The organism is Lysinibacillus agricola (assembly GCF_016638705.1).
Taxonomy (GTDB): Bacteria; Bacillota; Bacilli; order Bacillales_A; family Planococcaceae; genus Lysinibacillus; species Lysinibacillus agricola.
Genome location: NZ_CP067341.1, coordinates 1,645,128 through 1,666,967, shown reverse-complemented (window position 1 = coordinate 1,666,967; position 21,840 = coordinate 1,645,128). Strand labels below are relative to the sequence as shown.

Annotated in this window: 19 protein-coding genes and 2 pseudogenes; 8 read left to right on the top strand and 13 right to left on the bottom strand. The window is 34.4% G+C overall.

Annotation, left to right across the window (positions count from 1 at the left end; genetic code table 11):
- Positions 1–403 precede the first annotated feature (403 nt).
- From FJQ98_RS07940 to FJQ98_RS07930, 3 genes are all read right to left on the bottom strand, one after another.
- Positions 404–673: a hypothetical protein gene (locus FJQ98_RS07940; RefSeq protein ID WP_053594536.1), complete on the bottom strand. Its 270-nt coding sequence runs from the start codon at positions 671–673 to the stop codon at positions 404–406.
- A gap of 637 nt (positions 674–1,310) precedes the next feature.
- On the bottom strand, positions 1,311–2,789 hold the full coding sequence (locus FJQ98_RS07935) for an Lsa family ABC-F type ribosomal protection protein (RefSeq protein ID WP_053594535.1): 1,479 nt from the start codon (positions 2,787–2,789) through the stop codon (positions 1,311–1,313).
- A gap of 830 nt (positions 2,790–3,619) precedes the next feature.
- Positions 3,620–4,504, bottom strand: a complete 885-nt coding sequence (locus FJQ98_RS07930; RefSeq protein WP_053594534.1) for a LysR family transcriptional regulator — start codon at positions 4,502–4,504, stop codon at positions 3,620–3,622.
- Positions 4,505–4,704: 200 nt separating this feature from the next.
- Between FJQ98_RS07930 and FJQ98_RS07925 the strand changes: the two genes are divergently transcribed.
- Together FJQ98_RS07925 and blaOXA are read left to right on the top strand one after the other, a co-directional pair.
- Positions 4,705–6,909, top strand: a complete 2,205-nt coding sequence (locus FJQ98_RS07925) for a peptidoglycan D,D-transpeptidase FtsI family protein (protein WP_201406722.1) — start codon at positions 4,705–4,707, stop codon at positions 6,907–6,909.
- Positions 6,910–7,038: 129 nt separating this feature from the next.
- Complete coding sequence (gene blaOXA, locus FJQ98_RS07920; RefSeq protein ID WP_053594533.1) at positions 7,039–7,851, top strand: class D beta-lactamase; 813 nt, start codon at positions 7,039–7,041, stop codon at positions 7,849–7,851.
- Positions 7,852–8,285: 434 nt separating this feature from the next.
- Here blaOXA and FJQ98_RS07915 read toward each other — a convergent pair whose 3' ends face one another.
- From FJQ98_RS07915 to FJQ98_RS07895, 5 genes are all read right to left on the bottom strand, one after another.
- On the bottom strand, positions 8,286–9,038 hold the full coding sequence (locus FJQ98_RS07915; protein WP_053594531.1) for an iron ABC transporter ATP-binding protein: 753 nt from the start codon (positions 9,036–9,038) through the stop codon (positions 8,286–8,288).
- Positions 9,035–10,099 (bottom strand): iron chelate uptake ABC transporter family permease subunit, encoded by a 1,065-nt coding sequence (locus tag FJQ98_RS07910; RefSeq protein ID WP_053594530.1) that lies wholly within the window; start codon positions 10,097–10,099, stop codon positions 9,035–9,037. The genes FJQ98_RS07915 and FJQ98_RS07910 overlap by 4 nt, the downstream gene beginning before the upstream one ends.
- On the bottom strand, positions 10,096–11,112 hold the full coding sequence (locus FJQ98_RS07905; protein WP_053594529.1) for an ABC transporter permease: 1,017 nt from the start codon (positions 11,110–11,112) through the stop codon (positions 10,096–10,098). Before FJQ98_RS07905 ends, FJQ98_RS07910 begins: the two co-directional genes overlap by 4 nt.
- 19 nt (positions 11,113–11,131) lie before the next feature.
- The gene (locus tag FJQ98_RS07900) at positions 11,132–12,163 is read right to left on the bottom strand and encodes a siderophore ABC transporter substrate-binding protein (RefSeq protein ID WP_053594528.1); all 1,032 of its coding nucleotides are present in this window, start codon (positions 12,161–12,163) and stop codon (positions 11,132–11,134) included.
- 396 nt (positions 12,164–12,559) lie between these two features.
- On the bottom strand, positions 12,560–13,231 hold the full coding sequence (locus FJQ98_RS07895) for a response regulator transcription factor (RefSeq protein WP_053594527.1): 672 nt from the start codon (positions 13,229–13,231) through the stop codon (positions 12,560–12,562).
- A gap of 753 nt (positions 13,232–13,984) precedes the next feature.
- Between FJQ98_RS07895 and FJQ98_RS07890 the strand changes: the two are divergent.
- Positions 13,985–14,428 (top strand): annotated as a pseudogene (locus FJQ98_RS07890) (hypothetical protein); the annotation flags it as partial.
- Between the two features lie 114 nt (positions 14,429–14,542).
- On the top strand, positions 14,543–14,692 hold the full coding sequence (locus FJQ98_RS27505; protein ID WP_143114748.1) for an IS3 family transposase: 150 nt from the start codon (positions 14,543–14,545) through the stop codon (positions 14,690–14,692).
- A gap of 13 nt (positions 14,693–14,705) precedes the next feature.
- Here the strand turns inward: FJQ98_RS27505 and FJQ98_RS07880 are convergent, their stop codons facing one another.
- Positions 14,706–15,026, bottom strand: coding sequence for a putative quinol monooxygenase (locus FJQ98_RS07880; RefSeq protein WP_053594526.1), 321 nt, complete (start codon positions 15,024–15,026; stop codon positions 14,706–14,708).
- Between the two features lie 656 nt (positions 15,027–15,682).
- Between FJQ98_RS07880 and FJQ98_RS07875 the strand changes: the two genes are divergently transcribed.
- From FJQ98_RS07875 to FJQ98_RS07865, 3 genes and pseudogenes are all read left to right on the top strand, one after another.
- Positions 15,683–16,657 carry a helix-turn-helix transcriptional regulator gene (locus FJQ98_RS07875; RefSeq protein WP_053594525.1) on the top strand — a complete coding sequence of 325 codons (975 nt, stop codon included), beginning with the start codon at positions 15,683–15,685 and terminating at the stop codon, positions 16,655–16,657.
- Positions 16,658–16,727: 70 nt separating this feature from the next.
- Positions 16,728–17,186, top strand: a complete 459-nt coding sequence (locus FJQ98_RS07870) for an SRPBCC domain-containing protein (RefSeq protein WP_053594524.1) — start codon at positions 16,728–16,730, stop codon at positions 17,184–17,186.
- Between the two features lie 612 nt (positions 17,187–17,798).
- Positions 17,799–18,251: pseudogene (locus FJQ98_RS07865) on the top strand (hypothetical protein); the annotation flags it as partial.
- Positions 18,252–18,586: 335 nt separating this feature from the next.
- On the opposite strand, the gene FJQ98_RS07860 reads toward FJQ98_RS07865, so the two are convergent.
- Positions 18,587–19,201 carry a hypothetical protein gene (locus FJQ98_RS07860; protein WP_053594522.1) on the bottom strand — a complete coding sequence of 205 codons (615 nt, stop codon included), beginning with the start codon at positions 19,199–19,201 and terminating at the stop codon, positions 18,587–18,589.
- Positions 19,202–19,662: 461 nt separating this feature from the next.
- Between FJQ98_RS07860 and FJQ98_RS07855 the strand changes: the two genes are divergently transcribed.
- Positions 19,663–19,875 carry a hypothetical protein gene (locus tag FJQ98_RS07855; protein WP_053594520.1) on the top strand — a complete coding sequence of 71 codons (213 nt, stop codon included), beginning with the start codon at positions 19,663–19,665 and terminating at the stop codon, positions 19,873–19,875.
- Between the two features lie 150 nt (positions 19,876–20,025).
- Here FJQ98_RS07855 and FJQ98_RS07850 read toward each other — a convergent pair whose 3' ends face one another.
- The 3 genes from FJQ98_RS07850 to FJQ98_RS07840 all read right to left on the bottom strand — a co-directional run bounded on the left by FJQ98_RS07850 (position 20,026) and on the right by FJQ98_RS07840 (position 21,605).
- A complete protein-coding gene (locus tag FJQ98_RS07850; RefSeq protein ID WP_143114734.1) occupies positions 20,026–20,274 on the bottom strand; it encodes a hypothetical protein in 249 nt (82 codons plus the stop codon).
- A gap of 196 nt (positions 20,275–20,470) precedes the next feature.
- Positions 20,471–20,662 (bottom strand): cysteine-rich KTR domain-containing protein, encoded by a 192-nt coding sequence (locus FJQ98_RS07845; RefSeq protein ID WP_053594519.1) that lies wholly within the window; start codon positions 20,660–20,662, stop codon positions 20,471–20,473.
- Between the two features lie 142 nt (positions 20,663–20,804).
- Positions 20,805–21,605, bottom strand: coding sequence for a CPBP family intramembrane glutamic endopeptidase (locus tag FJQ98_RS07840; protein ID WP_053594518.1), 801 nt, complete (start codon positions 21,603–21,605; stop codon positions 20,805–20,807).
- Between the last annotated feature and the right edge of the window lie 235 nt (positions 21,606–21,840).

The window sequence follows — 21,840 nt, the reverse complement described above, 5'->3', positions numbered from 1 at the left end:
GTTTACTCCCATCAATTATGTCTCGGCATAATTGATGTTGGTCACTCAGTCGTTGCCACAGGACGTGGCGTTCTTAGACTGAGTTCCTCTGTTTCAGCAGGTGTTTGGACGCCCGCTGAAAAGTAACTTAAATTCGCATTCATTTGTACCTGTCGCTACGCTTTCGGTACAAAAGACATTTGCTGAAAGAAGTTAAACTATTAGAAAAAAATTGATTGCAACTACGAAACATTTTCTAAGTATAAACGAAATTAACAGTGTAAATACTTTATTACGTATTACCAATCGCTATGAAGTCGAACTTTCCAGACTCCCTCGAAGTCATAGCGATTGGTTAATAACCTAAAGACCAAACAATATTCGTTCATGTCTATAATAGAAAAAATCGAACATAGTACCCTTACTATTTTGATGAATTCCCTGTTAAATTATTGGCTACAGCTTCTAAAGGTTGTTTCATCTGTTGCGATGATTGATTTGTTTGCTGTTGTGATTGGTTCATTTGTTGTAATGGTTGTGCCACTTGTTGTAGTGGCTGCATCATTTGTTGTGCGTTCTGTAGATTTAATTTGTTCGAAATATTTTTTGTGAACTGCTGAAGAGTTCCATTTTGCAGCCCTCTAGCTACACCCAATATAGCAGCTCCAATTACACCCCATGTAAGAAATCTCACTAATAAAAGCCTCCTTCCTAAATATTTTGAAACAAGTTTAGTATAAGGAATCAAACTTGGACTATACTAAACAAATTTTGGATTATTATTTCGTATCTCGAGCCCGTTTTCTATCCATTTCAAGTGTTGATTAGGAAAATATAGCTTTATTATTGAGTGATAAAAGGATTTTTTTTGTTGATATTTTGCTTATATATGCCCATTTTTAACTAATTGTAGCGGAGAGTTTCTCGACTCCCGCAGCGGAAATTAGCGGCATTTAATTAGGATCATTATCGGAAGTTGCGGATGACATTTGTTAAAACGTATGCGATAAGTTGATTGGAGTGGAGACTGGGCGACTCCTTGGGGATCAGCGTCACAGATGAGACCCTGGAACGTAGCGGATGTTTTCTGTGCGAAAGCGTAGTGCTAATGTAGTGGCAGCAACAATGTTTTTTTCTGCGCGAAAGCGAAGCGTCAGCGACAAATCAACACACTTGATAAAATTTGTGACAAAATAAAAGAATCCATTTTGAAAAAAGATTGATCAAAATGGATTCTTCTCTAACAGATTTATGTTTAGTTTTCATAAAAAAGTTTGTTCATTTTAGCTCGTTACTAAAGCACCTGATTTACTGATTATATCTTCAATTCTTCATATAGATATAGTTTTTGTTGCAACTGTTTGTTGAAATGCTTGATCATGCTCAACAAAAACCATTGTGGGATTAAATTTTTGAATAAGCTCTTCAATCTGCATGCGCGAATAAATATCAATAAAATTCAACGGTTCATCCCAAATATAGATATGAGCTTTTTCACATAAACTTTTGGCTATAAGTAGCTTTTTCTTTTGTCCACCAGAATAATGAGATATATCTTTCTCAAATTGAATTCGATCAAAGTCCATCTTACGTAGGATAGATTTAAATAATGTTTCATCAATCCCATGCTCTTCAATAAAGTCCGATAACAGTCCCTTCAAATGAGAAGTATCTTGTTGGACATAGGAAATAACGAGACCTGAACCTACATACATCGAGCCTGTATGCTGTATCGGATTTCCTTGAATTAGTTTGAGGATACTACTTTTTCCGCTTCCATTCTTTCCATCAAGCACAATTCGGTCACCTTGTTCAAGTTTAAAGCTAATCGGCATATTCACTATTTGGTTATCGTATTGAACAGACACATCGGCCAAAACAATCAATTCATTTGAATGAAACGCCAATGATTCTAATTTTAATGACTCGGTTTTTTCCACGTTTTTTAGCAGTTTTGACTTTTCCTCAATAGCTTTTTGCTGCCTTGATTCAATGTTCTTTGCTCTCTTCATCATCTTCGCTGCTTTATGTCCTACAAAACCTTTGTCTAACTTAGAGCCTGAATTCGTTGTTCCATTTTTGGAAGCTTCCACTTGATTAGACCAACCTGATGAACGCTTTGAAGACTGTTTTAATCTCCCTATGTCTTTTTGTAGACGCTCATTAGTTGCCTCTTCGTGTTCCTGCTGACGATCAAAATTCAACTTCCAAGAAGAATAATTACCACTTTGAACTTCAATATTTGCCCTATTTATAGATAAGATATGGTCAACGCAGCCATCTAAAAAGTTTCGGTCATGTGAAATTAAAATAAACCCTTTTTTCTTCCTTAAATATTCAGAGACCATCTTTCGTGCTTCCGTATCTAGATGGTTGGTTGGTTCATCAATTAATAGAAATTGACCTTCTGTTAAAAAAAGTGCAGCAAGCAACACCTTTGTCTGTTCTCCATTTGACAATGTTTTAAAAGGTCGATACATGACCTCGGCATCGACGTCTAAATAGGATATTTCACGAAGAATTTCCCAATCTTCTGCCTGGGGGCAAATTTCTTCCATGATTTCATGAGTATACTTGTTTTTATCCGAAACTGGATAAGGGAAATAATTAAATTCTACCGAAGAATTGATTTTCCCACTATACTCATAATTCCCTAATAATAAATTAAAGAATGTTGTTTTTCCTCGTCCATTTCTACCGATAAATCCAAGTTTCCAATCCGTATCTATTTGAAAGTTTACATTTTCAAAAATATTGTCAAAGCTACTTGGATACGAAAAAGTTAAATTTTGAACTTGTATCATTGACATGATAATTCCTCCTTTGTATAGCTATACTTTTTACTGTTTATACAAAGTCGGCATATCCATCCATTCTAAATTTCTCCGTATAAGTTTGATGGATATTAACGACTTGTACGGAGCATTACATGCGTAACAATAGTATCTGAATCGCCCATTTCTCTCTCCCCTTTTTTGATCAATTATGCCTCGGCATAATTGCGTCCGGAATCGGCTTTGTGCAAGCACAAAGAACTCCTTACCGATTCCGTGACATCCGCCGGAGGCTTTAACTTCTTTCAACGGATGTTTTGCTGAAAGAAGTTAAATATTTATGAGAGAATAAAAAATCCTCCCAATTTGTAATTGGAAGGATTAGTCTTTCACTTAGCGTAAATAAGTTCCTTACTTGCCATTGGAAACATGACAAATAAAGTATAAACTGATTTATAAAAATGGACAGACTAATCCTATATTTTGTAATTTGAAGTTTGAAGTTGTTCATTTCAAATAAAAATATAGTTTAGTTAATCATCGTCCATTCATCAGTCCTCTCATAATTGTACTTTTATATTAACAGATTTTTTTATGGAATACAATTCAGCATCATCTTCACCTCAAATTACTGCTTGTTGCTCTTTTGATAATTTCTATACAATTGACCTCAAGCAGCATCTATATAAATTCCACTTCTGTGAACGTAGCAAATGTAAACCCATCACTCTTTTTAAATCAACTTTTTATTATTTTGTATGTGTTCCTCTCCTACTCGGACTCTCCGACAGTACAGTCAGGGGAAATCACATCCCACTTTCCAAAAAGCGTCAAAGTTAGGACACCTAGATCCATCATTTTAGTAGTTATTCAGAAATTTTGATTTCTTCTATTAAAAAATCACAAAGCATTTTTTTTGTAAAAGATAAGTCTGGTATAGTAGTGGTTCTTAGCATACCAATGGGAATTAGGTCATTTTCAACATCAAGTTCTCTTATTGTAATGTTAGGGATCGAAGATGGTACAAGTGATAAAGGCATAATTCCAATTCCTATGTTTTCTGATACATAGTAAGGAACAATAGATATATTATTAATAGTTATGAAATCGGGGTTGCTTATTAACCCCATAATAGCCGATTCAATTCTTCTTCTGTAAGGACATCCATCTCCACCCTTTAAAAGAGTGTATCCTTTAAACTTATCAAGTGAAACTTTTTCATACGCACAAAGAGGATGGTTAGTTGGAAGCACTGCAACAATTTTCTCTTCATAAATGGGAGAAAACGTGAAATTTATACCATCTTCAGGAAGTGAACAAAATGCAAAATCAAGATCATCCCCTAGTAGTAAATTTGCTAAATAAACTGTATTCCCTACAAAAATATTACAGGTTACATTAGGCTTTTGGATTTTGAACTTTTTTAATGCATTTGGAAAATATCTACTTGCCAGAGGTTCAACGAGACCTATATTTATAACACCATATTCCTCTAAATCATAGAACTTTACCTGTCCCTTTACATATTCCCAATGCTTAATTAATTGGTTAACTTCTTGTGCAAATAAAACACCTGCTCTAGTCAATTGATTACTTTTTCCACTCTCAAAAATTTGAATACCTAGGTCTTTTTCGAGTCGCTGAATATGTGAGGTAATGGTTGATTGAGCAAAGTGAAGGTGAGAGGCTGCCTTATTAAAACCGCCTTGTGAAACGATTGTTTGAAAAGTAATAAGTTCTTTTAAGTTCATAAAGGGTTCTCCTTATCGGTATTTATGATAATAAAATTCATTTTTATCTATTATACAAATTAATTTATATGAAGTAAACTTTGCCTAAGAAGAGCTCTTCTATTAATTTAGGGGATTGTTGATCAACGTAAAAATAACCTTTATCCCTGTATTGCCATTAGATCTTAAGTAATTGTAATTGGATGAGGAGGGGAATACATCTGCGCAAAGAACCGGAAAAAAATCGCGCGGCGAGTGTTAAAAGAAAACATCACTCTAATTTAACATTTCGTATGAATGTCCTTTTCTTTGCTATATTTATCGTATTTTCGATGTTAATTTTTAGGCTTGGCTATATGCAAATTGTCAAAGGGAAAGATTATGTACGTATTTTAGAGCGTAAAGAGGAAGTATCTGTCAATACAAGTGTGCCAAGGGGACGAATGTATGATCGATATGGGCGTATTCTAGTGGATAACCAACCAGAAAATGCGATTACGTATACGAAAATGCAGACTAGTACAACGGAGGAAATGCTGGATATAGCCGAAAAGCTGGCACAATTGATTGAGCAACCAACAAACCGTGTCACTTTACGTGATAAGCTGGATTTTTGGATATTAAAAAATCATGACGATGCCTATGCAAAAGTATCAAAGGCAGAGGAAAAGAAAATTAGAGAGCTAGAAAATATGACGACAAGTCAAATCAATGCACAGATTGATAAGCTTGTCCGTGAACGAATTACGCACGAAGAATTAACACAATTGACGGATGCTGACTTAGAAGTATTAGCAATCTATCGAGAAATGGCATCAGGTTATAGTTTATCACCACAAATTATTAAAAGTGAAAATGTATCAGCTGAAGAATTTGCACGTGTCTCTGAGCGTTTAACTGAATTACCAGGTGTTAACACAACGACTGACTGGAAACGTGTGAAATTATCATCACTGGCTATTTTAGGACGTACAACCGTACCAACAAAAGGGATTCCAAAAGAAAAGCTAAATTATTATTTAGCTCGTGATTATTCGCGAAATGACCGTGTAGGTGAAAGTTATATTGAAGCTCAATATGAAGAATTACTGCAAGGGCAAAAAACAGTTGTGAAAAATATTACGAATAAAAAAGGACAGATAGTCGATACCATTACGACTTATGAGGGTGAGCCTGGTAAAGATTTAGTCTTAACACTAGATAGTGAGTTAACGGCTGCAACAGAAAAAATTGTAGAGGAAGAATTGCTGAAATTAAAAGCACTTCCTGGCTCATATTTATTGGATCGTGCCTTTTTAGTAATGATGGACCCGAATACAGGCGATATTTTATCAATGGTTGGTAAGAAAATCGAAAAAAATCCTGAAACGGGGAAAAATGAAGTTGTCGATTATTCGTTTGGTAACTTTACGACAGCTTATGAGGCTGGTTCAGCTGTAAAAGGCGCAACTTTACTAACAGGTTATAACTTAGGAGTCATCACACCAAGTACTGTATTTGGAGATGAACCAATTCATTTAATGCAAACCAAACCAAAAACCTCTATTTTTAACAGGAATGGCTATATTTCGATGGATGGTTTAACTGCTCTTGAACGTTCCTCTAACGTATATATGTTTAAAACAGCGTTGCTTATTAATGGAACGCCATATAGCTATGGGATGCCTCTCCGTTTAAATGAGAACACATTCCCAAAAATGCGTAATAATTATGCCCAGTTTGGCTTAGGTGTAAAAACAGGTATTGATTTACCAAATGAATTTAGTGGCGTACAAGGTCCGTCTGATCCAACGATGGGCGGTAAAGCACTCGACTTAGCGATTGGGCAATATGATACGTATACACCTTTACAATTGGTGCAGTATATTTCGACAATAGCAAATGGCGGCTATCGCATTCAGCCACATGTTGTCAAAGAGGTACATGATCCATCAAAAGATGGACAGCAGCTTGGTCAACTAGTAACAGAAATTGGACCGACTATTTTAAATCGAATTGATAATTCTGCAGATGAAATCGATTATGTAAAAACAGGTTTACGCCGTGTTTATACTGGTTCAAAAGGTTCAGCTCGACAGGAATTTGCAAATGCTCCATTTACAGCTGCAGGGAAAACAGGAACAGCTCAGGCAGTATATTATGGTCCATTAACAGAATATTATGGTACAGAATCAATTTCCTTTACTCATGTTGGCTATGCGCCTTATGAAAATCCTGAAATTGCCTACGCTGTTATTATTCCGTGGGCAACAACAAACACAAGTGCGAATTTAACTAATAATAATGTCATTGCTAGGAAAGCATTGGATAAATATTTCGAGATAAAAGCAAAATATAAAAATGAGAAAGTAACTGATAGTGATGTGTCGCATCCAATTTTACCAGCTATTACTAAAGATGAAATTGGTGAAGATGAGCAAGAATAAGAGAAACCACTAGATGCCTAGCAATTTTTTTACAGTTTCGGAGTATTACTCGCGGTATGAAAAATCAATACTGTCAAATAAATGATGTTTTCAATGATAAATTCGCAAGAGCATGAAAGGAAATATAAAATGAAAAAAATATTTTATTATGTACTTACCCTATTGTTGACCTTAGGTATTGTAGGTTGTTCAGCTCAACCAGAGTCTAACAATCCTAACATCCTAAGTGAAGTTAACGTTAACCAAGTTCAGGCTGATCCATTTTTTAAAGATCATGATGGGACCTTTATTTTGCGAGATTTAAAAACAGAGGAAACTTATATCTATAATGAGCAGAGAGCAAATGAAAAACTAACTCCCCAATCTACCTTTAAAGTTCCTAATGCATTAATTGGGTTACAATTAGGAGTTGTTAGAGATGAATATGATATCAAAAAATGGGATGGTACAGAACACGAAATTATCTCCTGGAACCATGACTATACCCTTGGATCAGGAATGCGTGATTCTGTAGTTTGGTATTATCAAGCAATGGCTCGAGATATTGGTGAACAGGGTATGAAAGAATGGTTGCATAAACTCTCCTACGGTAATGAAAATATTAGCGGAGGAATTGACCAATTTTGGTTACAAAGTTCATTGAAAATATCACCATTGGAAGAAGTCGATTTTATGGAAAAACTTTATAAAGAAGACCTTCCATTTGATAAATCTGTTATGAAGACTGTTAAACGCATGATGATTCAAGAAGAAGGAGATCATTACATTCTTTATGGAAAAACGGGAACTAGAATTACAGACATGGGACTAGGGTGGTTTGTTGGTTTTATCGTAGTTGAAAACCATCCTTATGTTTTTGTTACAAATCTTGATGATTCTGGAACCGTTGCAAAGAACATTACTTTAGAGATGTTAAAGCAATATAATTTGATTACAGAGTAAATAAGCTATATAAGATTAAAAAGAGAATTTCAAATAATTTTGAAATTCTCTTTAACTACCTATAGAAAACACCTCGATGATTAGCAGTAAAAAAATATTTTTTATCTTCCTTACCATATAACACTATTTTTTTATAAAATAGAAAATGCCAGATGATACTATTCTCATTGAGATATGTATATTTATCTTTCTGTTGTTCAACTAACTCAAGAACTTCATTTAGTTTAGGTTCAATTGTATCAAATAGATTGAGTATTTCTTGACCACGGTCATTAAGATCACTAAATTTCTCGTTATGACATACTTCAATCATTATCGTGAGCAACGGTATTTGAAAAAGCTACCGCCTGTAAAATACAGGCAGCAACTTCAACTAGAGTAGCTGTTATGATCTATGCAGCTACAGTAAATAATTTAATTTTAAAATTTCGTAACTAATAAACAGCGAGTGGCCCATAAGGACCTTCGATAATTTCTATTTTTGTTTCGAAAATATCTGTCAAAATTTTCGAATCCATAACCTCTTCTACTGTTCCAAAAGCGGCAATTTGTCCATCTTTCATAGCACAAATTCTATCAGAATATTTGGCTGCAAAATTTATATCATGCATAACAGTCAGAATTGTTCTTCCAAATTCATTAGCAGCACGTCTCAAATGCTCCATCATTTGAACAGAACGAGCAACATCAAGATTGTTCAGAGGCTCGTCCAAAAGTACATATTCAGTCTCTTGGCATAAAACCATTGCTACATATGCCCTTTGTCTTTGACCACCTGAAAGCTCATCTAAATATCGATCTTCTAAATCAGTCAAGTCTAAAAAATCGATATATTTAGAAATAATAGCCTCATCTTCTTTAGTTAATCTTCCCTTTGAATAAGGAAATCGTCCAAATCCAACTAGTTGTCTAATAGTAAGCCTAGTTACAAAATGATTTTCTTGTCGCAATATAGTCAAAATTTTTGCTAAGTCTTTGGATTTAGATCCAGAAACATCCATATTTGCTACTTGAATTTGACCTTCCTCCATATCCAAAAGTCTTCCAATCATCAAAAGTGTCGTAGACTTTCCAGCGCCATTTGGGCCAATTAAAGAAGTAAAACCCGCTTTTGGTATTTCAATATTCAAAGGTCCTATTTTTACCTTATCAGTATAGAACTTTTTAACATTATCAATTTTTATCATAAAGCCCTCTTCCTTAAAACTACAGTTAAAAATATTATTCCACCAAATAATTCGATAATAACTGAAACTACACCTTGAGCATGGAATACATGATACATCAAAAAGTATGCACTCGTAATTATCAAAAATCCTATAGCAAGAGCCATTGGAAAAATATATCTATGATCATAAGTGGACGCTGCCTGATAGCTCAAAGTTGCTACTAAAAAGCCATAGAAAGTAAGTGGTCCAATCAAAGCTGTTGAAATTGACATCAAAATAGCAACTAAGACAAGCGTATAAATTACACTAGATTGATATTTAACTCCAAAAGAAGTAGCAACATCCTTTCCTAGTGACAATATATTTAGATTCTTAGAATGAGCAAGAAGTAATATTGCTACAATTATTACGATAGGAATTACAATAGGAAAATATGCAGAATCTGCATTGTTCACAGAACCAAACAATCTTGCCTGTAAAATATCAAATTCAGAAGGCGCAAGTAGTCTTCTCATGAAAGTTGACACAGAATTTAGCCCAGTGCCCATAATAATTCCAACTAAAAGCATAAGTTGTAAATTCCCGTATTTACCAGAAAGTAGCCATCCATAAAGGATCAAACTCATCAAGACCATAACAACAACTTGAAATAAAAATGATCCAATCCCAGTAAAATTTATCAACGCACTAGCACCAAAGAAAAATATTGTACTAGTATGAATTGTTGAGTAAAGTGCTTCGAAACCTAAAAGCGAAGGAGTGATAATCCTATTATTCGTAATCGTTTGGAAAGCAACCGTCGACAAGCTCTGACAAACTGCAGCAATAATCATTGCAACAAGAGCTACTATCCTTCTCATAACAACTGGGATAAAAGAAGGTGAATCTACTGGAACTGGATTGTTATAAACTAAAAGTCCATATGAAGAAAGGATGCCCAAAGCAATCAATGTTATTAGCAAAATCCAATAACGTCTTTCTTCCTTCTTAGAACGAAAAGCCCTAGCTGATCTCTTTTCATTATGAAGGCTAGAATCGATTTCGACATTTTCTTTATTTCTATATTCCAATGTGTTCATCGGTGCCTCCTTGGTTTTCTTTGTCTCAATAAAATGGTAATAAACACGACTGACCCCACTGTTCCAAGTATTAAAGAAACAGGTACTTCAAAAGGCATTATAATTGTTCGAGAAATTATGTCACAGGCAGTTATAGTCCCCATTCCTATCAAACATACCCAAGGTAAATTACTCCTAAGATCATCGCCTCTAAACATTGAAACAATGTTTGGGACAATTAAACCCAAGAAAGGTAAGTTTCCAATAACAGCTGCAACAATTCCAACTGCAAAAGAAATGAGAACAGTCCCAAAAAGAACAATCCTGTTGTAATTAACGCCAAGGCTTGTTGCGACATCTTCTCCTAGTCCAGCTAAAGTCAATCTATTAGCATAAAGAAAAATAAGCAAAGTAACGATAACAATTAGCCATAAATATTCATATCTTCCCACCTGAACAGCCGCAAAAGAACCTACAAACCAAGTTTCAATACTTTGCGTCATTTGAAAAAAGAGTCCCATAAAAGTGGACACTGCAGAAATGACTGCTCCAAGCATCAATCCAATAATCGGGACAATTAAAGACGAACGAAGTTTAACTCTTCTTAAAAATAAAAAGAAAATCATAGTTCCTATAAAAGAAAAAATGATTGCACCAGTCATTCTTAGAACTAAAGTCGGGGCAGGAAATAATAAATAAACAAAAAGCAGCCCTAATCCTGACCATTCAATAGTTCCTGTTGTAGTAGGTTCAACAAAACGATTCTGTGTGATCAGTTGCATTACGAGTCCTGCCATTGACATGGCAGCTCCAGTAAGCATTAGTGCAGCTGTTCTCGGAACACGAGTTATGAAAAACATCTCCATGCCATCCTCATGTCCACGTATATCATACACTCCAGTAAACAGTGATATAATGCCTAAAATAATAACAACTATAATCGCTAATATAAAAGGTTTTGTCCATATCTTATTGTAGTTATAAAACTGGGGTTGAGAATTTATCTCAACCCTAGAAGTTACATTTTTCAGCACTATTTTATACTCCTTTACACTACTTAGCTTTAGCTAAAGTATTTGCAAGGTTTTCAAACAACTCTATATAAGTCTGAATTGATTCATTTGTGTAAGTATCTGCTGGTGCATAAACAATATGTTTTTTAGAAACAGCAGTTGTTTTTTGAAGAGCAGGTGCGTTAGCAATAACATCCTGAGCAGGAACTGAATCTTCTTCACCAGATATTGCAGCATCACGATCTAATACGAAAAGCCAATCAGGATTACTTTCTGCAATAGCTTCAACAGAAACTTCATCACCTTTATGATCTGAAGTAGAATCGGCAACTTCTAATGCTGGAGCCCAACCGAAAATTTCATACATCGGTCCCCAAACACGTCCAGAATGCGGAGCTGAGAAACCAATATCCCCACCACCAACGATAACACTCATCACTTTATCTGTTCCATTATAAGCAGATTTAGCATTTTCGATAACTTTATCAAAATCAGCTACCACTTGTTTAGCTTCTTCATTTTTATCGAAAATTTTTCCTAAAGCAATTGTAGAATTTTTAAGTCCATTTACTAAGTTTTCCCCAGGCGTAGCAGCTTCCTCGGAAATATCTACATTAAGATCAATAACAACTGCATTTGGCACTAATTTTTTGATTTCTTCGTAATAGCCAGCAAATCTTTGACCGACGATTACAAGTTCAGGGTCTGCAGCTGCAATAATTTCAAGATTTGGTTCGCGGTGATTTCCAATATTTTTGACTGAATCGTCCTTTACATATGGTGAATCCGCAGGCATTACATCCTTTGGAACAGCTACTAAATCAATTTTCCAATCAGCTAAAGTTTCAAAAGTTCTATTATCCAAAGCAACTACATTCTTTGGATTTACAGGAACAGTAACAGTTCCATGGGCATCAGTGATTTCAACTGTCGTAGACTTAGCAACCTCTTCACTTCCATTATCTTTATTAGACTTTGACTCTTCATTAGTTTTATTACTTGAGCAAGCTGCTAACATTAAAGTTAAAACTGCCATAATTCCAACTAATTTTAAAAACATAGATTTCTTCATACATATACTCCTTATGTAATTTATTTTGAAAACGATGAAGTCTAGAGATTGAATTGGATAATAATTGCTAACCATTTCAATTGCTATTGATAATCATTTTCATTTGGTTGTTCTGTGAATTAGTATAGTTTTTAATTCTGTGAAAATCTTGTGAAAGATATAACTTTATAAAGAAAGTTGCTTTCAAGCATAGATTGGCTACAAAAAAGTAATACGTGAAGTATTCTTTTTATAGTTTCCGTCTCTTCAATATCTTCCAGAAACTGTTTGGTTATCAGATTTAATAGAACAAAAAAACGAGCAAAACTTGGTTGAAACCGTTTTTACTCGTTTTTTTTCGATTATGTTCAAATACTGTGACAAACTGTACTTGACCTATTATCTTATTTTTACTATTCACATTGAATAGCCCCTGCCATGGATTGTTTGAATATATCTGTCTTTCTTCTCGCACTTTAGCTTTTTTCTTAAATACCCAATATATAAATCCACTACATTTGGATTGACTGCTACGTCATATCCCCAAACCTGATTCAAAAGCATTTCACGGCTCAATATTGTATTTTTATTCTTGATCAAAAATACAAGTAAGTCATACTCGCGCTTAGTAAGCGGGAGATTTTCGCCACCTTTTGTCACAATATTGCTGGATGCATCCACGAAGAGATCTTTAAACCGAAAGTAATCAGTCTCGATTGGCTGGATACAGTCCCCTCTTCTTAAAATAACTTCTATCCTTGCTACTAATTCTTCTTTCACAAATGGTTTTCTTATATAATCATCTGCTCCTGCTTGTAATCCTGCTATGCAATCCTTGCTGGACACATTGTCGGTCACAATGATTATTGGGGTCGTTTTAACAGCCCGTATTTGTCTACAAATTTCCGGTCCAGACATACTTAACGAATCCCAATCCAATATGATAATATCCCAATCTTGCTCATATACTATATTTAAACCTTTGTTTTCATTGTGAAGTGTTAAAATGAAATAGCCTTCTTGCTTTAGACCGCTTCCGATTTTCTTCGCTAAAGACCGTTCATTCTTAATTACCAACACTTGCTTCACCTATAGTTCACCTCTACTTCATTACATAAAATAATTTATCAAAAGAATATCGGATTTATAAAACATAAATTTCTAAAAATAACCATTATAACAACTTATAAGGATGAATTCGGGACATTTCACAATAAATATGTATAAAATGCATTGGATATGGTTAAACGTCGCGACACCACACTCATTTGTGTATTAGGCACCTTCTTCATGCTGGCATAAATTAATCAAATAACCGCTGGAATGCGAATAAGTGGCCATGTGGATTCTAGTCTACTTCCACAATATCGATAATGATTATCATTGTCAATTAAAATTAGAACCACCTGTATAACTAGTAGTTTAATCTGTCTGTACCAAGTGGTCTGCTTCCGCCTTTATCGATAAGTATTTTTCCTGGAAATAACGATTTTCATATTACACCTCTATTATTTTATTTATACTTTTTCAATTATCAGCTCCTACTATTATAGTGAGTCCATTGCATCGTAATCTATATTCATTAGAAAAATCCAGCTTGCTGTAGCAGAAAGTACAATCCACATATATTGTTTCATAATTCGTCGCTATGGCGGGGCTATCCACGACTTTGGCTTATCTATCCGTCGCTTTGACGATTCTATCCGTCACCTTGTCTCTTCTTTCCGCCGCTTTGACTCCTCTATCCGTCATTCTGACTAGGTCGAAATTTTTCTAAATCATCACCAACTTTTTTCCCCTTCATATTCTATAGAATCAGATCGAATTTTGAGGGGGAAACGTATGGGGATTGAATTCACAGCTCTCCATTGGATTTACGTTGTTTTTATTGTCCTTATCATTGGATTTATGGTTAAACGTCGCGATACCACCCTCATTTGTGTACTAGGCATCTTCATGCTAGCAATCGTTGCTACAGGTGATTTAACTGCATCCATTAGTGGTGTTTTTAACAGTTTTATTTATGCCATTACAGAGCTGTTGTCGATCATTCTTATTATTTCTATTATCGTCGCCATGAGTCGGGTGATGATGACTTCTGGTATTAATGAGGTCATGATTGCTCCTTTTACGAAAATCATTAAAACACCTGCACTCGCTTATTGGACGATTGGTCTGTTTATGATGTTTATTTCGTGGTTTTTCTGGCCATCCCCGACTGTTGCACTATTAGGGGCTGTTCTCTTACCTGTCACGATTCGTGCGGGCCTCCCAAGTCTTGGAGTACCGAACACCAACAAAAGAATCTTTTTGAATACATAAATAATCAAAGCTATTTTCATAACATTTCTTTCATCGAAAACCTCCAAAAAGGCTTAGGAATAACTCCTAAGCCTTTCAATCTTTCTATTAGTTATTGAAGATTATATATATTTTTACAACTATCAATGTTTTCAAAAACGACTCAGCCATCTGGCAACGATTAAATATCGACAACAGATGACTGCAGGGATAAGACCACACGGAGTGGTCTTATTTTTATTCAACTAAAGTCCTCTTTCGTTTAATAAGAATTCGGTGAAACGCCCTTCCCGCCCATTATATTCATGGTGCTCATTCTCTCCATTCCAGTAATGATTGGTTTTGCACGCTTTATTAATGTTTGTGTAACCTCTAGAGATAAAGATGCTTTATGGGCTTTTTCATTACTCCACACTTCATAAACATATACAGAATTTGATTCGTATTCAGAAACACTTACGAGATATATCTCGCATTCATCAAGATTCTTCATTGATTCTGCCGCTTCCAATAAAATATGTACTAGCGTATCACGTTCGCCATCTTTTACTATAAACTTGCCAAACAATCCAAATTTGCTCATATTGTCCTCCTATATTTTGCTACTCTTTAATTATTTCTACAACGAAATATGATTCTCCTGTTATTTCTTAAATAATAAGAAACTTCTTTAACTAACCCTGCAACGATTAACATTTTTTCAATTAGGGTAAAAACAAATCGGCTTCTTGGATTCTTTGTAGCATCTAAAATAACTTGTTTTACAAAAATCTTGTGACTCTTTCTCTGAATTTGGACCCTACGATTGACATTGGCAAACAATAGATTGAGATGCATTTGTATGTACACATATCCAATTTCCCTTTTCATTCTCTAAGCATGTGTGGATTTAAAATACAGTCGCGATGTTTGAAAAAAAGTTATGACGCTTTATCCCTTTTGAATATAGTTATCTAAAAAAATGGTTTATAGTGAAAGGAAAAGTACGTCTGAATTATAAGGTGGATTAGGGAATTATCGAGTGACAATAGAGTTATTCCGTATTCGGACCAGATTGTGTAATTAGAATATGATTAATAGAGAAGCGGGATTTTTTATAATAAAGTAGAATGTTCTTCAGAGTAAGCTCTGTAAGGTGATTAATAAAATGGTAAACATATGTTTACATTTATAATTAAATTTTTCAATAAGTTTAGTATTTTGGCGCTTATTTGAATTTAGAGAAGGGAATGACTATATATGTCTAAAATGGTTAATATGCTTTCTATATTATGGCTCCTCAAAACGAGGAAACAATTGACTGCTAAGGAGCTAGCAGAGGAATTAGAAATCAGTATCCGTACGGTGTACCGCTATATTGATGCTTTGTGTGCAAGTGGAGTACCAATCATTTCAGATGCAGGACATAATGGTGGGTACAGTTTATTGAATGAGTTTACAAAGGCACCTTTGTTTTTTAATATGGATGAGCAGAAAGCGCTTGTTCATGCTGCAAAATTTGCAATAGATGCAGGGTATCCCTTTAGTGAAGCGTTAGATGAAGCAATTTCTAAATTAAAAATGTATACAAACGAGGAACAATTAAATCATATCAATCGCCATTTAAGAGGGTTTGAAGTCATCCATCCTACTATTGAATCGTCCTTAAAATCTATTCTTCAAGATTTAGAAATTGCTGTTGCCGAAAGCTATAGTTTATTTATTATTTATCATAAAGATAGAGAAATTGAACCGCAATCACGCCGTATTGATCCTTATGGTCTTGTTTATTGGAAAGGTAAGTGGTACACAGTTGCTTATTGCCATCTGCGTGAAGAAATTCGAAGTTTTCGAATCGATCGTATTCAATCATTATCCAAAACAGATAAAAAATTCGACCGACCCTTGGGATTTTCAGCACGTTCTTTCTTACTAAAAGACCTTTTACCTGATTCAAACCAACTTGAAAAACTCATTTCTGTCCGTATCAAAGGCAATACACATGCGCTAGATGATTTATGTCAGCATTGGTTATTTAGTCATGCTTTAATAGAACGAAAAGACAATCAAGCTCTTTTTAAGGTTGATAAAGAGTCTATTCATAGCTTTGTACCTTACTTTCTTCTCCCCTACGGTAAATCTATTACCATTTTGGAACCAACTTTATTACAAGAAAAATTGGCAACAATCAGCTTTGAGTTATTCAATCATTATCAAAATACTTCACTTCACTGACCGTACTTGTCAGTGAAGTTTTTTTATAATGTACATGTTCCAAATTAAATTTTTAGGAGGCATAAAAATCATGAAGGATTTGAAGTATCAATTTTATATTGCAGGTACACCAGAGGAAGTTTGGAAGGCACTTATCTCTTCTGAGAGTACAAAACAAATTTATTATGGGTCCGTCATAAAATCTACATTTCAACTGGGCGATCTTTTGGAGTATGTCGGTCCTGGAGTAGATGGAGATAAAACGGTGCATGTATACGGAAACGTATTGGAATATGAACCAAATAAGGTACTTCGATTTACTCACTATCCTGGAAAGTCTTATATTGAAGATGATCATGCATTCGAGTCAAGAATTTCTTATCTTTTAGAACCTATTGGCTCATGCACGAAATTGACAGTCATACAAGACCAGTGGAAAGAAGGAGATTCCACTTATGAGAACAGCGACAAGGCCTGGTGGATGATTTTAAGTAATACAAAGACTTTAGTAGAAACAGGAAGTACTCTAGACTTTGGTGAAGGTTCATAGGTCAGTCACAAATGATTTAAGAAAAGGAATAGTGGAGCATAAATCCTTAACTAACCTTCAAGTGAAGTAAACAACTTAAATGTGTAAAAAACTTAACCATGACCTAGAATTTTTCTATATAACTGATCTCTTTGAGAGAACATATATATTTGTTCAACCATAGGGCACGATTTTGGAAGATTGAAGGTAGAAAATGATTAAACTTTTTTATAAAATCTAACTTAAAACTGCTAAAGAATAATCCAATCCATTTTGAGTAATCTTTTTTCAAAATGGATTATTCTTATTTACAGAAAAATACAGGTTTAAGAGGTGTTTTTTATCAAACTTTATTTCAAAGCTACAGAATGACTCTCTCACCTTTCAATTTATCAATCATAAAAATAATTTCCATATAACGGCTATTATTTACTACCGTACATATTACACTAAACGACTCCTTTAGTGTACGTGTAATCCTTCACAATCGTATTTTTTTCACAAGAAAATACAGTTTTCTTAAAGAAGCTGTTCACTTATTTCGGAGTAGCAAATGCCCACAAAAAAAACCATCACCAACTTTTTTCCCCTTCATATTCTATAGAATCAGATCGAATTTTGAGGGGGAAACGTATGGGGATTGAATTCACAGCTCTCCATTGGATTTACGTTGTTTTTATTGTCCTTATCATTGGATTTATGGTTAAACGTCGCGATACCACCCTCATTTGTGTACTAGGCATCTTCATGCTAGCAATCGTTGCTACAGGTGATTTAACTGCATCCATTAGTGGTGTTTTTAACAGTTTTATTTATGCCATTACAGAGCTGTTGTCGATCATTCTTATTATTTCTATTATCGTCGCCATGAGTCGGGTGATGATGACTTCTGGTATTAATGAGGTCATGATTGCTCCTTTTACGAAAATCATTAAAACACCTGCGCTCGCTTATTGGACGATTGGTCTGTTAATGATGTTTATTTCGTGGTTCTTTTGGCCATCACCAGCTGTGGCACTTTTAGGGGCGGTTTTGTTACCTGTTGCTCTACGTGCAGGCTTACCAGCACTTGGTGTGGCGAACGCCAACAAAGGAATCTTTTTAAATACATAAAACCAATGCTATTTTCATAACTTTTCTTTCATTTAAAACCTCAAAAAAAGCTTAGGAACAACTCCTAAGCCTTTCTATTATTGAGTAATGCTTGATTTGAAATCAGATTTTTTTAATAGCAACTTAAACAAACTCCATTCCGAAAAATATTATTCAAAATTGATTTTAACCTTTTTTATTTAGTATTAGATTTTTAATAAAGTTTGATTATTTTTGTACTCCTTATTTCACTAAAGTACCCGTTAATCGAATAACCCAATATATAATACCAGGTCCCGTATCTCCTTATTCCGATTACACTGCTAATGTTAATTCTTTTCTTTATCAGTCCATAATACTCTGTATAAAAATGAGAGCTCAGCTTCTTCAATGCCAGCAGGTAATTCGCCATTTTCGCTTCCTACAGAACGCAGCTCGTTTTTTGTAGTGCCTAGCCATGCCGCTAAATAAACAGGTTTGTTTTTCTTTAAAGTAACCTTTTCGCCTACTAAATTACTGAAAGAAGAAGACGTCATGTTATTTGAATAATTCGTCGTAGCAAGCCCAGAAGGTATGCCAGATATCAATTTTAAGGGACGAACTTCATCATTAAAGTCACTTATTCCAAATGAAATGAGGATATCTTTATAATTTTTTTCGGGGTCATCCCAGGTCTTTAGCAATTCTTCTTTAAACTTACCTTTTTCAAATACTTCCACTGAGATTTGCAAATCATCCTCTTCGGTTAAAGTGCCATTTAGTTTAAAAAATTCAATATTTCCTACCCCTGATTTGCTAATAAGCAGACTTTCTTTTTCACTCATGTTATATGGCTCAATAGTTATCTTCGCATTTGAGGACGTTTTATCTTTTTCCACACCCGCACACCCTGTTAACAACAAGATAAGAATTACAAACGAGCAGTAGCGTTTAAAGCCTTGCATTTTTACTCCTCCAATCAATTTGTCAGGAATTATTTCATATTACTCCCATGTTCACAATGAATTACTTTCCGACAGAAGACTCCCACTCCTATAAGTGGGAGTCGTTCAAGTTTCGCCCATAAACACAAGTAGTACGATTGACAATGAAACGCAATGATTAAATCTCAAAAACAGATCATAGGAGTATACTCCCAAAATCCTTTTTCCCTTTTTTTAAAACTCATGACGAACATAATAGCTCCAACGAAGAATAGCCAAGCAGTTTTAAGTTGAAAGTAATAAAAACATGCTACACAAATAAGCCCTACTACTGAAAATAATGTTGATAATATACCTTTTTTACTGAGCATTGTTTACCCCCTCCTTACTTTCTAGAATTACTATAAGAACGAACGAAATAAATATTCGTTCCAAATTTAATTAATTTTACCATTTAAAACTACAGAATCCTTTACTGCTTTTTGATACAGATTCCTCATCTACCTTCCATAAAATTTCATTCCAACATCTTATTAGCAAGTGTTTTAACAATTGAATTAACAAAGGCATATAAATTTGCAATGGAGACATTTACTGAGTTTAGTCGTGATGGGAAAATTGATATTGATCTTTCTGAAATAAATCCAAATGATATTTCTGAACATTTATATGTAAAAAAATTCAATCAAGCTTAAACAATCTTCGCTTTGCTTGTGACAAACTTAAACAATACAAAGACGTTGCACTAACATGGTGCGTTTGTTGAAGTACATTCATATCTAAAGATAAAAAGGGAGCTGAGATTATAGTTCTAGCTCCCTTTAGTCTGTATTTGTTACAAGTCCTTAGTTGATTTTTTTAAGGAAATTACTTGTGGCATCACTGATATCTGTAACGTTAGTTTGATAGAATAAATGAGAGCCGTCAATAATTTTGGACTCAGCATTTGCACCAAGTCGATTTAAGTGATTTTTTTGAATCTCTTCTCCATCTTTTACTTGTTTTTGAGAAACTGAGGATATTAGTTTCAGTACAGGTACTTCTGAAGGGAAGACGATGCTGTTTACCTCATTGACATTGTCATTTAAACTCAAAGCCTGATTAATGATCGTATCGTTGACAACATGATAAGAAAATAATTTATTATCACTGATTTCTTTTTCGGTATAGCCATTTTCAACTGTTTGATCAGAAGGTAGCAGCCCATTGATGATTCGATTAAATCCAGTTGCTTGAAGTAACGTATTAAAACCATATAGGATTTATATTGAGGTTAACATATATCTCAATTTATCGGCTCTGCGTCTTAGCGTCTGGCTCTTTAACTATGATAATTTTAAATTTTTTTATGTTTACTAAACTTTCTTGTTTACATTTTGGACAGTAAAGAGGAAAACTAATTAATATTGTATTCGCATATACTTTAGTGCGTGTTTTTGAACTACAAATTGGGCAGTATATCCATTTGCTTTTTGCACTCATATACCCTTCTCCTTTCCTGTCTAGCTCCTCATATAGTTATATTTTACACAAGCAAATTTTCAAAGTGTATATGCACCATATATATTTTTACATAAAACCTTCATGAGCGATTGCTCCCAACCCTTACATGAAAAAGTTTTTTTCACAGAAAAAAGGAGACAATCAACATTAGAAAATTCATGGCAATATGAGCAAACATATGTGCAAGCATCGCAAGTTCTAGATTGTGCTTCCAATAAATCCAGCCAAAGAAGAAGCCGGGTAAACCATTCAATAAGATCATTCGGAACCAAATGAATGCGGTCATTTCTATCACACTTGCAGTTCCACTATAGTGACCTATTGCAAATAATAATGTGCTAACAAATATTGCAAGGATAAAGACCCAGTTCGAAGGTTTTGCTGATTTTCGATCAAATAGTTTCCAAAAAATAAAAACCAACAAGCTCATAAACCCAAAACGCATTAATAGTTCCTCAACAATCCCTCCGTAGAGTAAAGCTGCTAAAAATTCTATTGCATTATAAGGATGTATTAGTTCTTTTAGACCCTCCGGCAAGAGTGGGAATAAAAGATAATCGAATCCTCTTATAACAACTCCTGCAATCGAACCGAGTATGATAGCTAGTTTAATACCTTTTATCCACTCTGACTTTGACTTTTCTCTAGCATTCGGGTGCATAATCACAGATTTTAAACCAACTTTATGAGCAGTAAAAAAACCTATAACAAGAGCAATGAGTAAGAAAATATAATTGGGAAGTGTGCCAAGTAAGGCTAACATTTCAGGTGATCCTGAAATCCCCATCATTTCCCTCGCTTGCTCTAATTGGGCCGGGTTTGTCGATAGTGTCGATAGTGCCTTAAGATATAAGGGAACGAATGCAATGATTCCAAGCAAGAGATAAATGAATAGTCCTTTAACACTTTTTTGCTTTGTCATAAGTAACCTCCTTGATTTCAGTATAAGATTCATATAAATATCAATATTTGTTTTATTTACTATAAGACTCTATTAAACAGTTCATTCTTGTTTCCCTCCTCCAAATTGTTTATTCACCCTTAATACGATTACGTTCGACTAATCGTTCACTTACGAAAAAATAAATAAAAAAAATCTCAGGAATTTGAACCTGAGACCTTTCTTTTAAATATTTTTCTTGCAAAAATAAGATAGA

Coding starts and splice junctions, on each gene's coding strand:
- FJQ98_RS07935 (WP_053594535.1), bottom strand. CDS start 2,789: ATGTCAATGATACAAGTTCAAAATTTAACTTTTTCGTATCCAAGTAGC.
- FJQ98_RS07930 (WP_053594534.1), bottom strand. CDS start 4,504: ATGAACTTAAAAGAACTTATTACTTTTCAAACAATCGTTTCACAAGGC.
- blaOXA (WP_053594533.1), top strand. CDS start 7,039: ATGAAAAAAATATTTTATTATGTACTTACCCTATTGTTGACCTTAGGT.
- FJQ98_RS07915 (WP_053594531.1), bottom strand. CDS start 9,038: ATGATAAAAATTGATAATGTTAAAAAGTTCTATACTGATAAGGTAAAA.
- FJQ98_RS07910 (WP_053594530.1), bottom strand. CDS start 10,099: ATGAACACATTGGAATATAGAAATAAAGAAAATGTCGAAATCGATTCT.
- FJQ98_RS07900 (WP_053594528.1), bottom strand. CDS start 12,163: ATGAAGAAATCTATGTTTTTAAAATTAGTTGGAATTATGGCAGTTTTA.
- FJQ98_RS07880 (WP_053594526.1), bottom strand. CDS start 15,026: ATGAGCAAATTTGGATTGTTTGGCAAGTTTATAGTAAAAGATGGCGAA.
- FJQ98_RS07875 (WP_053594525.1), top strand. CDS start 15,683: ATGTCTAAAATGGTTAATATGCTTTCTATATTATGGCTCCTCAAAACG.
- FJQ98_RS07870 (WP_053594524.1), top strand. CDS start 16,728: ATGAAGGATTTGAAGTATCAATTTTATATTGCAGGTACACCAGAGGAA.
- FJQ98_RS07860 (WP_053594522.1), bottom strand. CDS start 19,201: ATGCAAGGCTTTAAACGCTACTGCTCGTTTGTAATTCTTATCTTGTTG.
- FJQ98_RS07845 (WP_053594519.1), bottom strand. CDS start 20,662: ATGAGTGCAAAAAGCAAATGGATATACTGCCCAATTTGTAGTTCAAAA.
- FJQ98_RS07840 (WP_053594518.1), bottom strand. CDS start 21,605: ATGACAAAGCAAAAAAGTGTTAAAGGACTATTCATTTATCTCTTGCTT.